This window comes from Stappia stellulata DSM 5886 (assembly GCF_000423705.1).
Taxonomy (GTDB): Bacteria; Pseudomonadota; Alphaproteobacteria; order Rhizobiales; family Stappiaceae; genus Stappia; species Stappia stellulata.
In genome coordinates this window covers 277,688-295,017 of sequence record NZ_KE384083.1, presented here as the reverse complement: position 1 = coordinate 295,017, position 17,330 = coordinate 277,688, and the positions used below count along the sequence as shown (strand labels likewise).

13 protein-coding genes are annotated in these 17,330 nt (G+C 66.0%); 5 read left to right on the top strand and 8 right to left on the bottom strand.

From position 1 onward, the window contains the following. Positions 1-186: 186 nt before the first annotated feature. The 3 genes from G572_RS0118470 to G572_RS0118460 form a co-directional block, all read right to left on the bottom strand. Positions 187-978: an ATP-binding cassette domain-containing protein gene (locus G572_RS0118470; protein WP_029059741.1), complete on the bottom strand. Its 792-nt coding sequence runs from the start codon at positions 976-978 to the stop codon at positions 187-189. Positions 979-982: 4 nt separating this feature from the next. Next, positions 983-2,104 carry an ABC transporter permease gene (locus G572_RS0118465; RefSeq protein WP_029059740.1) on the bottom strand — a complete coding sequence of 374 codons (1,122 nt, stop codon included), beginning with the start codon at positions 2,102-2,104 and terminating at the stop codon, positions 983-985. A 128-nt stretch (positions 2,105-2,232) separates the two neighbouring features. After that, positions 2,233-3,183 (bottom strand): sugar ABC transporter substrate-binding protein, encoded by a 951-nt coding sequence (locus G572_RS0118460; RefSeq protein ID WP_029059739.1) that lies wholly within the window; start codon positions 3,181-3,183, stop codon positions 2,233-2,235. Between the two features lie 342 nt (positions 3,184-3,525). Here G572_RS0118460 and G572_RS0118450 point away from each other — a divergent pair, with 342 nt between their 5' ends. Continuing rightward, positions 3,526-4,374 carry a MurR/RpiR family transcriptional regulator gene (locus G572_RS0118450; protein ID WP_029059738.1) on the top strand — a complete coding sequence of 283 codons (849 nt, stop codon included), beginning with the start codon at positions 3,526-3,528 and terminating at the stop codon, positions 4,372-4,374. Between the two features lie 21 nt (positions 4,375-4,395). Here the strand turns inward: G572_RS0118450 and iolG are convergent, their stop codons facing one another. Continuing rightward, positions 4,396-5,394 carry an inositol 2-dehydrogenase gene (gene iolG, locus G572_RS0118445; RefSeq protein WP_029059737.1) on the bottom strand — a complete coding sequence of 333 codons (999 nt, stop codon included), beginning with the start codon at positions 5,392-5,394 and terminating at the stop codon, positions 4,396-4,398. A 177-nt stretch (positions 5,395-5,571) separates the two neighbouring features. Between iolG and G572_RS0118440 the strand changes: the two genes are divergently transcribed. After that, positions 5,572-6,705, top strand: a complete 1,134-nt coding sequence (locus G572_RS0118440; protein WP_037547634.1) for a Gfo/Idh/MocA family protein — start codon at positions 5,572-5,574, stop codon at positions 6,703-6,705. A 30-nt stretch (positions 6,706-6,735) separates the two neighbouring features. On the opposite strand, the gene G572_RS0118435 is transcribed toward G572_RS0118440, so the two are convergent. Then, positions 6,736-7,617, bottom strand: a complete 882-nt coding sequence (locus G572_RS0118435) for a LysR family transcriptional regulator (protein ID WP_037547429.1) — start codon at positions 7,615-7,617, stop codon at positions 6,736-6,738. 182 nt (positions 7,618-7,799) lie between these two features. On the opposite strand from G572_RS0118435, the gene G572_RS0118430 reads away from it, so the two are divergent. Together G572_RS0118430 and G572_RS0118425 are read left to right on the top strand one after the other, a co-directional pair. Further along, the gene (locus tag G572_RS0118430; RefSeq protein WP_029059734.1) at positions 7,800-9,299 is read left to right on the top strand and encodes a CoA-acylating methylmalonate-semialdehyde dehydrogenase; all 1,500 of its coding nucleotides are present in this window, start codon (positions 7,800-7,802) and stop codon (positions 9,297-9,299) included. A 720-nt stretch (positions 9,300-10,019) separates the two neighbouring features. Beyond that, positions 10,020-11,213, top strand: a complete 1,194-nt coding sequence (locus G572_RS0118425) for an acetyl-CoA C-acyltransferase family protein (RefSeq protein ID WP_029059733.1) — start codon at positions 10,020-10,022, stop codon at positions 11,211-11,213. A 19-nt stretch (positions 11,214-11,232) separates the two neighbouring features. Here G572_RS0118425 and G572_RS0118420 read toward each other — a convergent pair whose 3' ends face one another. Then, positions 11,233-12,939, bottom strand: a complete 1,707-nt coding sequence (locus tag G572_RS0118420) for a hypothetical protein (RefSeq protein ID WP_029059732.1) — start codon at positions 12,937-12,939, stop codon at positions 11,233-11,235. A 148-nt stretch (positions 12,940-13,087) separates the two neighbouring features. Here G572_RS0118420 and G572_RS0118415 point away from each other — a divergent pair, with 148 nt between their 5' ends. Continuing rightward, positions 13,088-14,083 (top strand): ChaN family lipoprotein, encoded by a 996-nt coding sequence (locus G572_RS0118415; RefSeq protein WP_029059731.1) that lies wholly within the window; start codon positions 13,088-13,090, stop codon positions 14,081-14,083. Positions 14,084-14,095: 12 nt separating this feature from the next. On the opposite strand, the gene G572_RS24640 is transcribed toward G572_RS0118415, so the two are convergent. Continuing rightward, positions 14,096-16,051 carry a potassium/proton antiporter gene (locus G572_RS24640; protein ID WP_084650338.1) on the bottom strand — a complete coding sequence of 652 codons (1,956 nt, stop codon included), beginning with the start codon at positions 16,049-16,051 and terminating at the stop codon, positions 14,096-14,098. 93 nt (positions 16,052-16,144) lie between these two features. Continuing rightward, complete coding sequence (locus tag G572_RS24635) at positions 16,145-17,278, bottom strand: saccharopine dehydrogenase family protein (protein WP_037547425.1); 1,134 nt, start codon at positions 17,276-17,278, stop codon at positions 16,145-16,147. Positions 17,279-17,330: the final 52 nt, after the last annotated feature.

Genomic DNA, 17,330 nt, shown 5'->3' with positions numbered 1-17,330 from the left:
GTTCGCAGGGGCGCCATGCAGCGTCCCTTCGCCAGAAGAATAGCCGATTGCGCCCTGCATTCCAGACAGCGAACAGGAGACGGAGCGTGTCTCTTGGGTGAACAGTCTTCCTGAAATCACGGAATGTCGTTCACGTGCCGGCGTCGTGACAGCGGCCCGTGCCACCCGCGCGGTGCGGACGGCTTTCTAGACCGTCCCGCCGAGCTCCGCGCCGAGGTCCTGGAGTTCCTTGCCGCCCGCCATCAGGTTCTGCAGTGCGTCGATGTCGATCTCGTCCTTGGTGTGGGTGCCGAGCGTCTTGCCGCGGTTGAGCACCGTGAAGCGGTTGCCGACGGCGAAGGCATGGCGCACGTTGTGGGTGATGAAGATCACCCCCAGCCCCTTGGTGCGCACCTGGTTGATGTATTTCAGCACCATGGAGGTCTGGGCGACGCCGAGCGCGGACGTCGGCTCGTCGAGGATCAGCACCTTGGCGCCGAAATAGACGGCGCGCGCGATGGCGACGCATTGGCGTTCGCCGCCCGAAAGGGTTCCGACCGCCTGTTGCGGGTCGCGCACGTCGATGCCGATGCGACGCATCTCCTCGCGCGTGACCGTGTCGGCATGGGCCATGTCCATGTGGCGGAACGGTGCAAAGCCTTTCAGCGGCTCCCGGCCCATGAAGAAATTGCGGGTGATCGACATCAGCGGGATCATCGCGAGATCCTGATAGACCGTCGCGATGCCGGCATCGAGGGCCGCGCGCGGGCTCTGGAAGGAGACCGGACGGCCTTCGACATGAAAGCTGCCGGAGGTTGGCGCGTGGACACCCGACAGCGTCTTGATCAACGTCGACTTGCCGGCACCATTGTCGCCGAGCAGGCAAAGCACTTCGCCGGGATGCACCTTCATGGAGACGCCGCCGAGCGCGATCACGGAGCCGAAGTGCTTGACCAGGTCGCGCACCTCGATGAGCGGTGTGGAATTGGGATCGGTCATGGCCTCAGCGCTCCCCCGTCGCCCGCTTGCGGATGAAGTTGTTGAAGAGGACCGCCAGCAGCAACATCCCGCCGAGGAACACCAGATACCAGTCCTGGTCGATGTTGGTATAGGTCAGCCCGATCAGCACCATGCCGAAGATGATCGCGCCCAGAAACGCGCCGATGGCCGAGCCGTAACCGCCGGTCAGCAGGCAACCGCCGATCACGGCGGCGATGATCGCCTCGAACTCCTTCTGGAAACCGCGCCGGGCATCGGTGGAACCGGCGTCGAGCACGGTCAGGATCGCAACGAGCGCGGCGCACATGGCGGTTGCCATGAACAGGATCGTCTTGACCCGGCGCACGGGAACGCCGGAGTTGCGCGCGGCATTGGCGTCGCCCCCGGCGGCGAAGATCCAGTTGCCGAATTTGGTACGCAGCAGCACCCAGGTGGCGACCAGCGCGATCCCGGCAAACCACAAGATCTCCACCGGCATGCCGGTGACCTTCGGCGTGCCGTTTCGGAAGGTGTCGATCCAGCCGTTGGCGGCCAGCATCGCGAAAAGGCCCTCGAAGGCCTCACCGGAGAAGAGTTCCAGGATCGGACTGTCGCCGGCGGCCTCCTTGACGCCGCGAAGCTGGGTCGCGCCGTCGGTCGCCCATTTCAGGCCGACGAGCGTGAGCCCGCGCAGGATGAACAGGAACGCCAGCGTGACGATGAAGGAGGGAAGGCCGGTGCGCAGCACGATCTGGCCGTTCATCGCGCCGATCCCGCCGGCAAACACCAGTGTGGCGACGATGGCGACGACGAGCGGCATGTCCCAGGTCACGAGCACAGTGCCGAAGGCGAGGCCTGCAAAGGCGACCATGGAGCCAACCGAAAGGTCGAATTCACCGCCGACCATGAGCAATGCCGCGCCGATGGCGAGAATGCCGAGCTGGGCGGCGGGGGCCATGAAGTTCATGATGCCGGCAAGCGTGAACATCGCCGGATTGGCAACAGCCATGAAAAACGCGGTTACCAGCACGAGACCCGCCAGTGCGCCGAGTTCCGGACGCCGCAACAAGCGGGTCATGAGGGTGGTCTGCTTGAGGCGTTCGTCCGGCGGGGCCGGTGTGGCCGGCACGGCGTCTGCATCGCTCATCTTGTGGCCTCGCAAGCCTTCCTCGCGGCCGGCGCCCGGGGCGCTGTCGAACCGCGACGGGGAACGGAAACGAAACGGGGGCCCGGCGCAAGGCCGCGCCCCCGGGCGGTCAACGGTCGATCATCCGCTCAGCGAATGCCCTTGGCCGAAAGGTCGACCACCTGGGCCGCCTTGTCCTTGGTGATCAGGTTCGGACCCGACGGCACATTGCCGCCCGGCATCAGGCCGTAGCGGGCGTGGTTGGCGAGGAACACCACCGGCAGGTAGCCCTGCAGATACTGCTGCTGGTCGATGGCGAAGGCAGCTTCCCCGTCGGCGACCGCCTGCAGGAAGTTTGCCGACAGGTCGAAGGTCGCGACGTTGATGTCGCTGACCATTCCGCTGTCTTTCACGGCTTGAACGACCGGCTCGCCGGCGAGCGATGCGCCAAGTGCCATGATGGTGTCGATGTCGCCGTCGGAGGCGATGGCGGCCTTGACCTTGGACAGGATCTCACCGGGATCGTTGGTTGTGGGAAGCACGGTGACAGACCCGCCGAAGCCGTCGGAAAACCCTTCGCAGCGCTGGTCGAGCGAGACGTTGCCGACCTCGTGGTTGACGCAAAGCCCTTTCTTGCCACCCATTTCGGCCAGCTTTTCGCCTGCCTTCTTGCCGGCGTCATATTCTTCCTGGCCGACATGAAGCGCCGCGCCGAGAGAGGCGGACACGTCGGACCCGGAGTTCATCGAAACAACCGGGATGCCGGCGGATACCGCCTTGCGGATGGAATCGCCCAGTGCATCCGCGTCCGGGATCGAGACGATCAGGCCGTGCGGCTCCTGGTTGACGGCGGCGTCCATGAGTTGGGCCATCGCCACCATGTCGAAGGTTTCCGGCGCGCGGTAGTCGACCGTGACATTCATGTCGGTGCCGGCCTGGGCCACACCGTTCTTGACCACCGACCAGAAAGGATCGGAGGCCTGGCCGTGGCTGACGACGATGATATTGATCTCGTCGGCGGAGGCCGGTGCGACCGGCGCAACCGCGCTCAGCCCCACCACGGCGGCGGCCGACAGCATGCGAGTGAACAAGCGTTTCATTTGATTTCCTCCCAGTTTCCCCGTAGCGGGGACCCCGTTGAACGGGACTTCAGGCAAATCTCCCTGGTGGCTCCTTCATCCGGTGGCGCTTGCGCCGACGTGCGGCGACGGGCGCATGCTCCTGCGGGCTCCCAAATGTCGCAGGATTGCAACCGATATGAAGTTGCCGGAATGCCGTATTCCAAAAAACAGCATCTGGAATTTTTATTCCATTTTAGCTTTGGCGGTGTCAAGCTGAAAACCGGATCGCCGCATGCGAACGCTCGGGAAGGCAGGAAGCTTTGCGGTTTTTGACAAGATCGGCGATTGTGCCGGCAAATGCGAACATGAGAGGGAAATGGAATGAGTGACGTGCAGGAGGCCCCGCGGGACTACGACAGTTTGCGTGCCCTTCTGATCGCGCGCCGTCCGGCCATGCCCAAGCGCCTCGCGCAAGTTGCCGCTTTCGCCGTCGACCGTCCCGACGACGTAACCTTCGGGACGGTCGCCGTTATCGCGGAACAGGCAGGCGTCCAGCCCTCGACCCTGGTTCGCTTCGCCCAGTCGCTCGGCTATCAGGGGTTTTCGGGGTTCCAGGACGTCTTTCGTGCCCGGTTGCGCGAACGCTGGCCGGATTACGACGAGCGGCTGGAGACCTTGCGCCGTCGGTCGGGCGAAAGCCGCGATGCGCATGCGCTGTTCGGCGATTTCGTCGATACGGCGGTCGCCTCGCTGCTCAGGCTGCGCAATTCCATCTCAGGCGATACCATGGAAGAGGCGGCGCGTATGATGGCGGACGCGCGGGTGATCTATCTCGTCGGACAACGCCGCGCCTTTCCGGTGAGTGCCTATATGTCCTACGCACTCGCCAAGCTCGGGATGTCGGCGGTGCTGGTCGACAATCTGGCCTCGCTCGGCCCCGAGCAGGTCGGGGCGGCGGGGCCGCAGGATCTGCTGGTGGCGGTGAGTTTCACCCCCTACACGTCCTTGACGGTGGATGTGGCCAACGCGGCGGCCGAGCGTGGCGTCCCGGTGCTCGCGCTGACAGATTCCCCGTTCTCGCCGCTGATCCAGTCCGCGCGCGCCGTGATCGAGGTGGTGGAAGCGGACCTCGGCGCCTTTCGCTCGCTCTCCGGCACCCTGTGCCTGGCAATGGCGCTGTGTGTCGCCGCCGCCGAATTGCGCCGGGGGCGGGACGGCGACGACAGCTGATATTGTCCGCGCGTTCCGCCGTCAAACGCGAACCGGCTGTCCGCTCTGCGCGGCCCGGGTTGCCGCATCTGCCAGCCGTTGCGCCATCAGCCCGTCATGTCCGTCGGGCTTGGGCGCTCGCTCGCCTCTGGCGGCCGCCAGGAAGGCGTTCAGTTGCAACCGGTATGCCGCGGCATAGCGCTCCAGAAAGAAGTTTTGTGTCGGGTCGGCGGTGAAACCGGCCGCGGTCGCCAGTTCGACGGTGGTTTCAAGCTGGTTTTCGGCGCGCAACAGGCCCTTTTGGCCGTGCACCTCGACGCGCTGGTCGTAGCCGTAAGTGGCGCGGCGGGAGTTGGAGATCTGAGCGATCTTTCCGCTTGCGGTCTTCAGCAGCACGGCAGCGGTGTCGACGTCGCCCGCCTCGCCGATCGCCGGATCGACAAGGCTGGAACCGACCGCATGGACCTCGACCGGCTCTTCGCCGAGCAGAAAACGCGCCATGTCGAAATCATGGATCATCATGTCCCGGAACAACCCGCCCGAGCGCGCGATATAGGAGAGGGGCGGCGGAGAGGGGTCGCGCGACAGGATCGTCACCAGCTCCACCTCGCCGATCTGGCCGTCGTCGATCCGCGACCGGAGGCTGGCGAAATTCGGATCGAAACGCCGGTTGAACCCGATGAAGAGCGGCACGCCCGCGGAGGTTACCGTGTCCAGCACGCCTTCGATCCGTGCGGCCGAGAGGTCGACGGGCTTTTCGCAGAAGATCGCCTTGCCGGCCTTTGCCGCCCGCTCGATGAAATCGGAATGCGTGTCGGTCGAGGAGGCGATCAGCACCGCGTTCGATTCGCTCCCCTCCAGCGCCTCGTCGAGATCGATAACGGGCACCTCGAGCCGTGCGGCAAGCGTGCGCGCCGCAGCCTCGCTGGCATCGCAGATGCCCGCCAGCGTCACGTCCTTGTGATCCGCCGCGCGCGCCGCGAGATTGGCCGCGTGGATCTGCCCGATCCGCCCGGCTCCGATGATTGCGATGGAAAGCACGTCAGGTCCTTTCGAAGAGAATGTATGTTCCATATTGACCGCACCATAGAATTTACGTTTCACTCGCGCAAGATCGTCGCCGGTGGCTGAACGCGGCCCGGCGCGAAAAAGCGGATGGGACCGGCGTCGCACCTGCGCACCGGGCCGCGCAAGCGGGAAAAAGAGGACCTCATGGCAATGTCGAATGCGCCGCTCGGTGTCGGACTGATCGGAACGGGCTACATGGGCAAATGCCATGCGCTCGCCTGGAATGCCGTGCGGGCCGTCTTTGGCGATGTCGCACGCCCCCGGCTCGAGATGCTGTGCGAAACGTCTGACGCCTATGCAAGTGCGCGGGCTGCGGAGTTCGGCTTTGCGCGTGCAACCGGCGACTGGCGTACGCTGGTGTCGGATCCCGCCGTCGATGTCGTCTCGATCACCACGCCGAACCAGTTTCATGCCGAGATGGCGACCGCCGCGCTGGAGGCCGGCAAGCACGTGTGGTGCGAAAAGCCGATGGCGCCTGCCTTCGCCGATGCGCTGGCCATGAATGCTGCGGCCGAGGGGAGCGGCCGTGTTGCGATCCTGGGGTACAACTACATCCAGAACCCCGCTTTTCGGGAAATTGCCCGACTGGTTTCTGAGGGTGCCATCGGCACGCCGTTCCAGATCCGTGCGGAGATGGACGAGGATTTCATGGCCGATCCGGACACGCCGTTCTTCTGGAAGAATGCGGCGTCTTCCGGCTATGGCGCGCTCGATGATTTCGCCGTCCACCCGCTGTCGCTGATCCAGCGGTTGTTCGGACGGGTCGAGCGGGTCTTTTGCGACATGGCGATGCCCTATGCGACCCGGACCGACGAGGCGGGCGGGCAGCGTGCGGTCGAAACCCATGACATGGCCAACATGCTGATGCGTCTGGAGGGCGGGGTGCAGGCAAGCCTCCAGGTCAATCGCTGCGCCTGGGGGCGCAAGGGGCGGATCGCGCTCCAGATCTTCGGATCGAAGGGGGCGATCCTCTTTGACCAGGAGCGCATGAACGAGGTCGAGCTCTACCGCGCCGAGGGGGATGCGCGCCAGCAAGGCTTTGCCCGTGTTCTCACCGGGCCGCAGCATCCGCCTTACGACCGCTTTGTTCCGGCGCCGGGCCATGGCCTTGGCTTCAACGACCTCAAGGTGGTCGAATGTCGGGAGCTGCTGCATGCGATCGCCGGTGAACCGGCAACGGTCATTTCCTTCGCCGAGGGGATCGAGCTCGAGCGCACCGTGCATGCGGCGGCGCGGTCCTTCGAGTCCGGCCGCTGGGTCGAGGTGGCCGCCGTCGGGGGGTAGGTGTCCGGGACGTCTGCGGCATTTTTTCGGTCAGGTGAAGATCGCGCGGTCGCGTGCGACCTGTTCGGCGATGAAATCGGCGACGACGCGCACCCGGCGCAGGTCGCGGGAAGATTCGTGCAAAACCAGCCAGTAGCTGCGGTCGATCCTTTGCGTTTCGAGCACGCGCTTCAGCTCCGGGTGATTGCGGGCGATGAAGGCGTGCAGGATGCCGATGCCGGCACCTGAGCGCACCGCCTCCGTCTGGCCGAGCGCGGAGGCGATCTCGAAGCGCGGTTGAAAGCTTCGGTCGATCTCGTCGGCATAGGCAAGCGCGGCGGAATAGACGAGATCCTCGACATAGCCGACCAGGGCGTGCTGCTTGAGGGCCTGCGGGGTCTCCGGATAGCCCTCGCGCTCCAGATAGGCCCGCGCGGCATAGAGGCCGAGCGTGTAGTCGACGAGTTTCTTGGCAACCAGTCGGCCGTGGTCGGGCCGCTCGACGGTGATGGCGATATCCGCCTCGCGGCGCGACAGCGACACGGCGCGCGGCACGGGCACCAGCTGCAGGGTCAGTTCCGGGTGCCGCTCGGCCAGCTCGCCGAGCCGGGGCGCAAGGAACGCGACGCCGAAGCCGTCGGGCGCGCCGATGCGCACCGTGCCGGAAACGGCCACATCGGCGCCGCCGATCTCCGCCCGGGCGCCCAGCATCTCCGCCTCGATCCGCTCGGCGGAGGCCAGAAACCGCTCGCCGGCTTCCGTCAGCATCGAACCGGTGGTGCGCCGGTCCACGAGCTTGACCTTGAGATCGGCTTCCAGCGCCGACAGCCGGCGGGCAACCGTTGCGTGATTGACCCCGAGCGCCCGGGCGGCGGCCAGCAACTGGCCATGGCGTGCAACGGCAAGGAAGATGCGCGTATCGTCCCAGTTCATGTAGGCTCCGGTCTGGTTCGCTGACAGCTTGAGTTTCTATTTTTGCACAACGGATGCGGCTTTCCTCACATTGCATCCGACAAAAAACGAAGGCAATACAGAGCCAGCCAATTCGTCCGCCTCATTGTCGAGGGGACCGCACGCGTGAAAATCGCGGCTTGGCCAAAAGGGAGAAACGACCCATGCAGACAATTGGACATTTCATTGGCGGCAAGCACGTCGAAGGCACCTCCGGGCGTCATGCCGACGTCTACAACCCGGCAACCGGCGAAGTGCAGGCCAAGGTCGCGCTCGCCTCGCAGGCAGAGCTTCGCGCCGCCGTCGAGAATGCCGCCGCCGCACAGCCGGCCTGGGCTGCACAGAACCCGCAGAAGCGCGCCCGCGTGCTGATGAAATTCGTCGCGCTCTTGCACCGCGACATGGACAAGCTCGCCGAGGCCCTGTCGCGCGAACACGGCAAGACCATTCCCGACGCCAAGGGCGACGTCATCCGCGGTCTGGAAGTCGCGGAATTCTGCATCGGTGCGCCGCACCTGCTGAAGGGCGAGTTCACCGAGGGCGCCGGTCCCGGCATCGACATGTACTCCATGCGCCAGCCGCTTGGCGTCGTCGCCGGCATCACGCCGTTCAACTTCCCGGCGATGATCCCGATGTGGAAGTTCTGCCCGGCAATTGCCGCCGGCAACGCCTTCATCCTGAAGCCGTCGGAGCGCGATCCGTCCGTGCCGATCATGCTGGCCGAACTGATGCTCGAGGCCGGTCTGCCGGCGGGCATTCTCAACGTCGTCAACGGAGACAAGGAATCCGTCGACGGCATTCTCGACGATCCGGACATCATGGCGGTCGGTTTCGTCGGCTCCACCGCGATTGCCCATTACGTCTATTCGCGTGCGACCGCGACCGGCAAGCGCGCGCAGTGCTTCGGCGGCGCCAAGAACCACATGATCATCATGCCGGATGCCGACATGGACCAGGCGGCCGATGCGCTGATCGGCGCGGGCTATGGTGCCGCCGGCGAGCGCTGCATGGCGATCTCGGTTGCCGTGCCCGTTGGCGAGGAAGCCGCCAATGCGCTGATGGAGCGTCTTATCCCGCGCGTCGAAGCCCTGAAGATCGGTCCTTATACGGCCGGCAACGATGTCGACTTCGGCCCGCTGGTGACGGCACAGGCACGCGACCGTGTGCTCGGTCTGGTGGAGCAGGGCGTCAAGGATGGCGCGACGCTTGCCGTCGACGGCCGCGACTTCACCATGCAGGGCTACGAGAATGGCTACTTCATGGGCGGTTGCCTGTTCGACAATGTGACCAAGGACATGTCGATCTACACCGAAGAGATCTTCGGCCCCGTTCTGTCGGTGGTTCGCGCAAAGGACTATGACGAGGCGCTGGATCTGCCGATGAGCCACGAATACGGCAACGGCACGGCGATCTTTACCCGCGACGGCGACACTGCCCGCGATTTCGCCAGCCGCATCAACATCGGCATGGTCGGTATCAACGTGCCGATCCCGGTGCCGCTGGCCTATCACACCTTCGGCGGGTGGAAGCGCTCGGGCTTCGGCGATCTCAACCAGCACGGCCCGGATTCGTTCAAGTTCTACACGCGCACGAAGACGGTCACCTCGCGCTGGCCGTCGGGCCTCAAGGACGGCGCCGAATTCGTCATTCCAACGATGAAGTGAGCCCCGGTCGGGCGAAGCCCGAGCCATCGCCCGGTGGGGCGATGGCAGGGGCGAACGCGAGTCGAGGGTAAGCGGGCGCAGCCCGCGTCGAGACCGCAACCCGGTCGGGCGGCGAGATCAATCCGGCCCGGTCTTGACCGGGTCGGACAGAATTGATCGCTGGATGAAGCCCGAGCCATCGCCAAGCCTCGCCAGGGCGGATTTTCCGCCCGTCGCGCGAGGCGTCTCTAAAAAGTGGGGCGATGGCAGGGGCGAACGCGAGTCGAGGGCAAGCGGGCGCAGCCCGTGGTCCGAGACCGCAAGCCGGTCGGGCGGCGAGATCAATCCGGCCCGGTCTTGACCGGGTCGGACAGAATTGATCGCTGGATGAAGCCCGAGCCATCGCCAAGCCTCGCCAGGGCGGATTTTCCGCCCGTCGCGCGAGGCGTCTCTAAAAAAGCGGGGCGATGGCAGGGGCGAACGCGGATCGGGGGCAAGCGGGCGCGAGCCCGTTGTCCGAGACCGCCAGCCGGTAAGCGTCGGCACGCAGCAGCGTCTCTATCGAGAGCAGGAAAGAGCCGGGACAAGCGTCCCGGCTTTTTCGTGTGCGTCGCTGCAAGCTTCTGGTTGCAGGTTTTCCCTCCGTCGCGGTCCTGTTTGCGGTTCCTCGCAAGTCCCGATAGGGTGCCGAAAAATCAGGGCCGCCGCGACGGCGGAAGGTCAACAGTCCAAGAGGGTTAGATGACGCAGCGTGAAGTTGTTCTTGTTTCGGGTGTCCGCACGGCAATCGGGAGTTTCGGGGGATCGCTCAAGAGCGTGCCGCCGAGCGAACTGGGGGCGAAGGTGGCTGCCGAGGCAATCCGGCGCTCGCGCGTTTCCGCGACCGACATCGGCCATGTGGTCTTCGGTCATGTGATCAACACCGAACCCCGGGACATGTATCTCGCGCGCGTCGCTGCGGTGGACGCCGGCATTCCCGTCGAGACCCCGGCGCTGACCGTCAACCGACTGTGCGGCTCGGGTGCGCAGGCGATTGTTTCGGCCGCGCAGTCGATCCTTCTCGGCGATACCGACTATGCGCTGGCCGGCGGTGCGGAATCCATGAGCCGTGCGCCCTATGCCTCGCCCGGTGCGCGTTTCGGCGTGAAAATGGGCGAGGCCGTGCTGCACGACATGATGCTCGGCGCGCTGAACGATCCCTTCGGCGGCGGGCACATGGGTGTCACGGCGGAAAATGTCGCCGAACGCTACACCATCAGCCGCGAGGCGCAGGACGCCCTTGCCGTCGACAGCCAGAACCGTGCCGGGATCGCGATCCGCGACGGCCGGTTCGTCGACCAGATCCTGCCGATCGAGGTTCGCGCCGGGCGCGAGACCGTGGCTTTCGCGACCGACGAACATCCGCGCCCTGACACGTCGCCCTCGACGCTGAGCGGTCTTCGGGCCGTGTTCCGCAAGGATGGCTCCGTGACGGCTGGCAACTCCTCGGGGATCAACGACGGGGCGGCGGCTGTCGTTCTGGCCGAGCGGTCCCAGGCGGAGGCGCGCGGCCTGACGCCGATGGCGCGGCTGATCGGTTATGCGCATGCGGGCGTTTCCCCCGATGTCATGGGCATCGGTCCGGTGCCGGCGGTGCAGAAACTCTTTGAAAAGACCGGGATGACGGCGGCGGACTTCGACGTGATCGAATCCAACGAGGCTTTTGCAGCGCAGGCCTGCGCGGTGATGCGCGAACTGGGTCTGCCGTCGAACCGGGTCAATCCGAACGGCGGGGCCATCGCGCTCGGCCATCCGGTCGGGGCCACCGGGTGCATCCTCGCCGTCAAGGCGATGTACGAACTGGAACGCACCGGCGGGCGCTATGCGCTTGTGACCATGTGCATCGGCGGCGGCCAGGGCATTGCGCTTGCGCTGGAAAACCTGAGCGCGGTGTGAGGCCGGGCAGTCGCCGATCTCAGTCGCAGATCGCGGTCACCTGAAGTTCCATCCCGCTCTTGTTCTTGAAGGGAACGAGGTCGAGACGCTTGCCGTCAAAGGTCTTGCGTCGGGAACCGGGGATGGGGCCACGATCCCTCTGACCGATGCCGATCCGGGAATACGCCGGTTCGAGATGCCACTCGACCGGCGTGGCTCGGCCCGCGGTCACTTTGTAGGTCAGCAGGCGCTGCCGTGCCGACATGGTGTTCGAGCCGAGAATGTGGAACGCGATGGTCCGGTCGCAGGGGTTGGAAAAGCGCAGGCCCAGGCCTTTCCCGCCCGCTTCCAGTCGTTTCCCCGGCCTGACCGTCATGCGGTTGTCGGGCAGGGCATCGCCGTTTTTGGCGAGACGCAGAAGCTCCGTGTCGGCGGGCGAAAATGCCACGGCGTGGCGGACGATCTTTCCGCTGCGGCGTTGGGACGTGAAGAAGCCGGCGAAGTACATCTTGCCGTTTTCATGCCGGGCACGAATCGCACCGCGCCTCGGGCCGGCATCGCGGGCGCAGTCCGGATCGGTCCCAAGCGACAGGGGGCGATTGCCGGATGTCTCGGCATTCTCCGCCAGCCAGTAGCGGCAATTCAGCGCCAAGCGATGGTACCGGCCGGGATCGTCCAGCGCGACGCCGCGAAAGGCGAGGACCGGCGGCGCCGAGTTTTTCGTGAACCTCCAGAAGCCGGAGGATCCGATGGAGCCGGGCGCCGCGCTTGCGAATTCGGCAAGCGCAATCGAGGCGACGCCGTCTTTCCCGACCATGCCGGGCCAGACGTGGAGAGCCTCGACATCCAGTCGTCGCAACCGCGAAAGGCCGGGTACTTCGTCCCGTTCTCCGCGTTCGTTGCGGGCGATGATGGGGCGCAGAGTCTGAAACGACATGCGCATGTTGTCCTGCTCGCCGTACTCGGCGATGGCCGGCTCGTAGCAGATGGTGGAGATTGCGGCGAAACGGTCCGAGACCACGACCGCTTCACAGTCCAAGGAGTTTCTGTCGCCGCGTTCGATACGCAGGACACCGAGACCGACGAAACGCTGCGCGTCGGTCAGGCCCTGCCGCTGATCCCCGAGATCGCGCGCGCGCATGGCGGTTTTCGACAGGGGGCCGGAGTAGGGAGCGGTTTCTGCGGCACGCGTCATGGCGGTTGGGGTGCCGGATGATGCGGAAGACGCTTTGGTCGAGGCCGTGTGAGCCGACGGGTCGGTCGTGCGCAGCGCCTGCAGCAGATCCTCGCCGTACAACGGATAGGCAAGCGCCAGCGCGGCAAGTCCTGCGGCGATCCCGACAAGCGGGCCGCGCCTGTTCCGACTGTCTCGGCGGGGCGGCAGGTCCGATGCGGTGTCGGGCCGGGCCCGGTCCGTGGATTCCGCGGCGGTGTCGCCGGGCGAGGGGGAGGGATGATCGGCGGCCTCTTCCCATTCGCCGTCGATCATGTCGTCGTCGGCCTCGGTCAGGATCACCAGCGCACGCGGGTTTGCCAGACTGTCGCCCACTCCGGCGGCGATCTGGGTGACTGTGCCGGCGAGCGGCGAGCGCATCGCAAGTGTCTTGCCTGGTGCCGTTTTCAGGGTCAGCAGCACCGTGCCCGCTTCGACCGTGTCACCCTGGCGAACCCGGACCTCCTCGATTTGGAGGGGGAAGAGGGTCGTGTCCCGCGGGCTGAACACCTGTTTCGACTTGTCCGCAACCAATCCTACGTTCCTTTCGGGCGTCCGGTCTGTCGTCTTGCCTTATTTACCTGCCCTGCAAGGACTTTTTCGTCAACCGGAAGGCGCCGGCTCTTCGCCAGGCGGGGTTTCTTGCCTACATTGTCTTTGCGAGCAAGTGAGCGGAGGTGTCATGGTCCGGTATTCGACGATCGCGTTTCTCGGGGCGTTCTGCCTTGCGGCGTTTCCTGTGCGCGCCGAGGTGCCTGCCTTCACGCTGGAGGCGGGAGCAGAGCATCCGCTCGCCGGCAAGGTCTGGTCGCGCGCGGACGGCGACTTCGTGGCGGCGGGTGCGGTCGAAAAGGCTGTGCGCGACGCGCGCTATGTGCTTCTCGGCGAGATCCACGACAATCCCGACCATCATGCGCTTCAGGCCCATTTGCTGGGACAGGTCGTCTCGCAAGGCCGTCGCCCGGCTGTGGTTCTGGAAATGGTCCCGCGCGACCGGCAGGGGCGGATCGAGGCTCATCTCGCCGCAACGCCCGACGATGCGGCCGGGTTCGGCGCGGCGGTCGGCTGGTCGGAGCTTGGCTGGCCGGACTATGGGATTTATCGCCCGATCCTGGAGGTCGCTCTCGGTGCCGGCCTGCCCGTGGTTGCGGGCGATGCGCCGCGCGCGGATCGCCGCGTGCTGGCAAGGGAAGGGATGGAGAGCCTCGGCGGGGAGAAGATTGCGGTTCTCGCCCTGGAAAACCCGCTCGGTGTGGCGGAGGACGCCCGGTTGCTCGACACGCTGTTCGACGGTCATTGCGGATTGATGCCGCGTGCCGCGCTGACGCCGCTGGTTGCAGTGCAGCGGTTGCGCGATGCGGTCCTTGCGGATGCGATGATCGCGGCCGGGACGGGGCGCGCGGACGGGGCGGTGCTGATCGCCGGGGCCGGACATGTGCGCAAGGACTTTGGCGTGCCGCGCTATCTGGCCTGGCGGGAAGCGGCAAGCGACGTGGTTTCCGTGGCCTTTGTCGAGGTCCGGGAGGCGGCGGCAATGCCCTCGGACTATGTGACGGTCGGCGACGGTGGCGGGGCGCTCTACGATTATGTCTGGTTCACCCCCGGACGCGGGGCCGCGCGCGGCGACCCTTGCGCGGAACTCGAAAAACGGTTCGAAAAGGCGCGGGAACAGCCGTGATGCCGGGCAGGATCAGGACGCGGGTCGCTTCGGCGCCGGGGCGGTTTTCGAGGCGGTATCTGCGTGCTCCGCCGGGTCGTCTTTCGGTTCCGCCCCTGCCGCTGCGCGCGGTGTCTCATAGGCGCTGAGCCTGCGGGCTGTCACCTTCTTGCGGGCACGGCGCATGCGCAGCCGGCTGGCCGCGCGCCTGCTCATGCGGCTGAGATCCTGCCGCGAGAAGAAGAACGGCAGCACCGGCTCCTCCGGCTCCACATGTTCCACCGCAAGCCCGACCCCGGTTATCTCGTGGTCGTCGTTGATGTCGCGCACCACGAGGTCGATGTCGCCATAAGGCACGCGGTCGGTCGGCTCGATGTCGTCGCCGAGCTCGCGTTCCATCACCTTTTTCAGCGTTAGCTCGGCATCGCGCCGCTCCACGCGGAACCCGTAGGCCGCGCCGACATCGGCGATGCGCGTCGCCGGATCGAGCGGAAAGTCGCCGAAGAGGGCAGGGTCGTGCTCGTCTTCCGGCGCACCGGCAAAGAGCGCGTCGAGCACCGGCACCTGTCGCGCGTTGGTGAGGATATAGACCCGGTCGCCAGCCTCGGGACGTCCGGCCTTTTGCAGGCGGATGGTCTTGCCGTTTCGCAGGATCAGCGTCGGCCGCGCCCAGCGGGGAATGCGCGCACCGCGCGCCACCGCACTCGCCGGATGGACGGTGTAGCAGACGATCTCGTGATCGAGCCCGCCCGGCAGTTCCAGCTCGATCCGCTCCACCGGCCCGCGCCTTGCGGGGACGATCAGCTTCAGCCATTTCGCCATCGGGCGGATCGTCCACCCCTGCAGCACCAGCGAGGTCAGCACGATCAGGAAGGTGACGTTGAAGATTGCCTGCGCGTTGGGCAGCTCCGCGATCAGCGGCAGGATCGCAAGCAGGATGGAAACCGCGCCGCGCAAGCCGACCCAGGAGACGAAGGCGATCTCCGCCCGCGTGAATCCGAAGGGCAGAAGGCAGAGCCAGACCGCGATGGGACGGGCGAGAAAGATCAGGATTGCGGCGAGCACGAAGCCGGGCAGCGCAACCTCGCCGAACTGCGATGGCGTCGCGAGAAGCCCGAGCGTCAGGAACATGCCGATCTGGCCGAGCCAGGTCATGCCGCCCTGAAAGTTCTTCAGTGCCGGCTGCTGGCGGATGCGCACGTTGCCGCAGGTTATGCCGGCGACATAGACGGCGAGAAACCCGCTGCCGCCGGCAAGCGGGGTCGCACCCGACAGGGCGAGTGCAAGCGCCAGCACGACGATCGGATAAAGTGCGGGTTCCAGGTTGACCCGGTTGACGAGCTGGACGATGGCGTAGCCGCCGGCAAGCCCGGCGACGAAACCGATGCCCATCTGCTGGACGAATTCCAGGGCAAGCCCGCCGGCCGTTCCGCTGTCGAAGTCGAGCGCGCCGGCCGTGATCATGCTCACCAGCGTCATCGTCAGGAAGATCGCCATCGGATCGTTCGATCCCGATTCGACTTCCAGCGTGGCGGAGATCATCTCGCGCAGGTGCACCCCGCCGACGCGCAGCAGAAAGAACACCGCCGCCGCGTCCGTCGAGCCGACGATGGCGCCAAGCAACAGCCCCTCGACCCACGACCAGCCGAACAGGAGATGCGCCGCCGTCCCGACAACCGCCGAGGTGATGCCGACGCCGAGCGTCGCCAGCACAAGCGCCGGCGCCGCGGCGAGGCGAAAGGTCGACAGCCGGGTGCGAAACCCGGAATCGAACAGGATGATGGCAAGCGCGATGGAGCCGATGAAATAGGCGGCGCGGGCATCGGAAAAGGCGATGCCGCCGGGGCCGTCCTCGCCGGCGGCAATGCCGACGAGCAGAAACACCAGCAGCAGCGGTGCCCCGACCCGGAAGCTGACAAGCGATGTGAACACCGATACGGCAACGAGACCGGCGGCGATCAGGATCACGAGGTTCAGCGTTTCGAGCATTCGGCGTGGCCCTGCCCCTTGTGTCGGGGCGTGTCGAGGGAATCGTCCAATTCCCCCGACTATACGGCAATTTGGGCCCGAATTGCGTCCGCCTCAGGCGGCGGCGCGCGGTGCGGCTGCGGCACTGCTGCGGGCAGGCGTTGCCGCCCCGCTCGCGAAGGTGCGTCCGAAGCGGTTTGCCAGGAAAGTGTCGAGCGCGATGTCTTCCTGCTTGATCAGGCCGCGTGTCGCGATTTCGCCAGAGCGCAGCAGGTCGAGCGTCGTGCACACACCGGCCGAGGTGGTGCTCTGGATCGCCGACCATGTGTCGCCGGCGAACTCCTGCGCCGTCACCCGGTAGACGGCGGAATCCTGCTCGTGCAGGTCGCCCTTCGTGCCCGATGCGGTGATGAAGATCAAAACCACGTCCTGGCGGGTCATCGGCACGGCGGTTTCCAGCACCTCGCGCATCAACTCGCGGCGGTCCTTCATGCCGAGGTCCTGCAACAGCATGCGCATGATGTCGCGGTGGCCGGGGTAGCGCGTCGTGAGATAGCGCAGGTTCTTGACCTTGCCGGCCAGCGTCTCGCTGAGCGAGCCCAGCCCGCCGGAGGTGTTGAACGCCTCGTAGGTCACGCCGTCGAGGGTGAAATTCTCATATCCCTCAAGCGGCTGGACCAGCGTCGGCTTGCCGTCGACCACCGCCTCGCAGGGCTCGCAATACTCGTTGATCAGCCCGTCGGTCGACCAGGTGAGATTGTATTTCAGCGCATTGGTTGGAAAGCGCGGCAGCGCGCCGACGCGCATGGTCAGCGTGTCGAGCGTGTCGAAGCGTTTGGCGAGATCGTGGCCGGCAATGGAAACGAAGCCCGGCGCCAGGCCGCACTGCGGCGCAAAGGCGGTCTCCGCGCCCTCGGCAAGCGCGCGCACGGCCTTGGTCGAGGCGACGTCTTCGGTCAGGTCGAGATAATGCGCGCCGGCGCGCTTGGCGGCGCGGGCAATCGTCTCGGTGAGAAAGAATGGCGCGGCGGAGAGAACCGCCTTTGTGTCGGACAGGGCGGCGACCAGCGCGTCCTCATCGGCGACGTCGACCTCCTTCGTCGCGACGCCCGGCCGGGCCGAGGCCGCAAGGGCTGCGGTGTCGCGGTCGGCTATGGTGACGGCATAGTCGCCCGTGTCGGCGAGCATCGCGGCAAGCGCGCGCCCGATCTTTCCCGCGCCAACGATCAGTACCGGCCAGGTGCTCATGGGTGTTTCCTCCTGAAAAGCGTTGATTTCTAAGAGGTTACGTTTGCGCCGG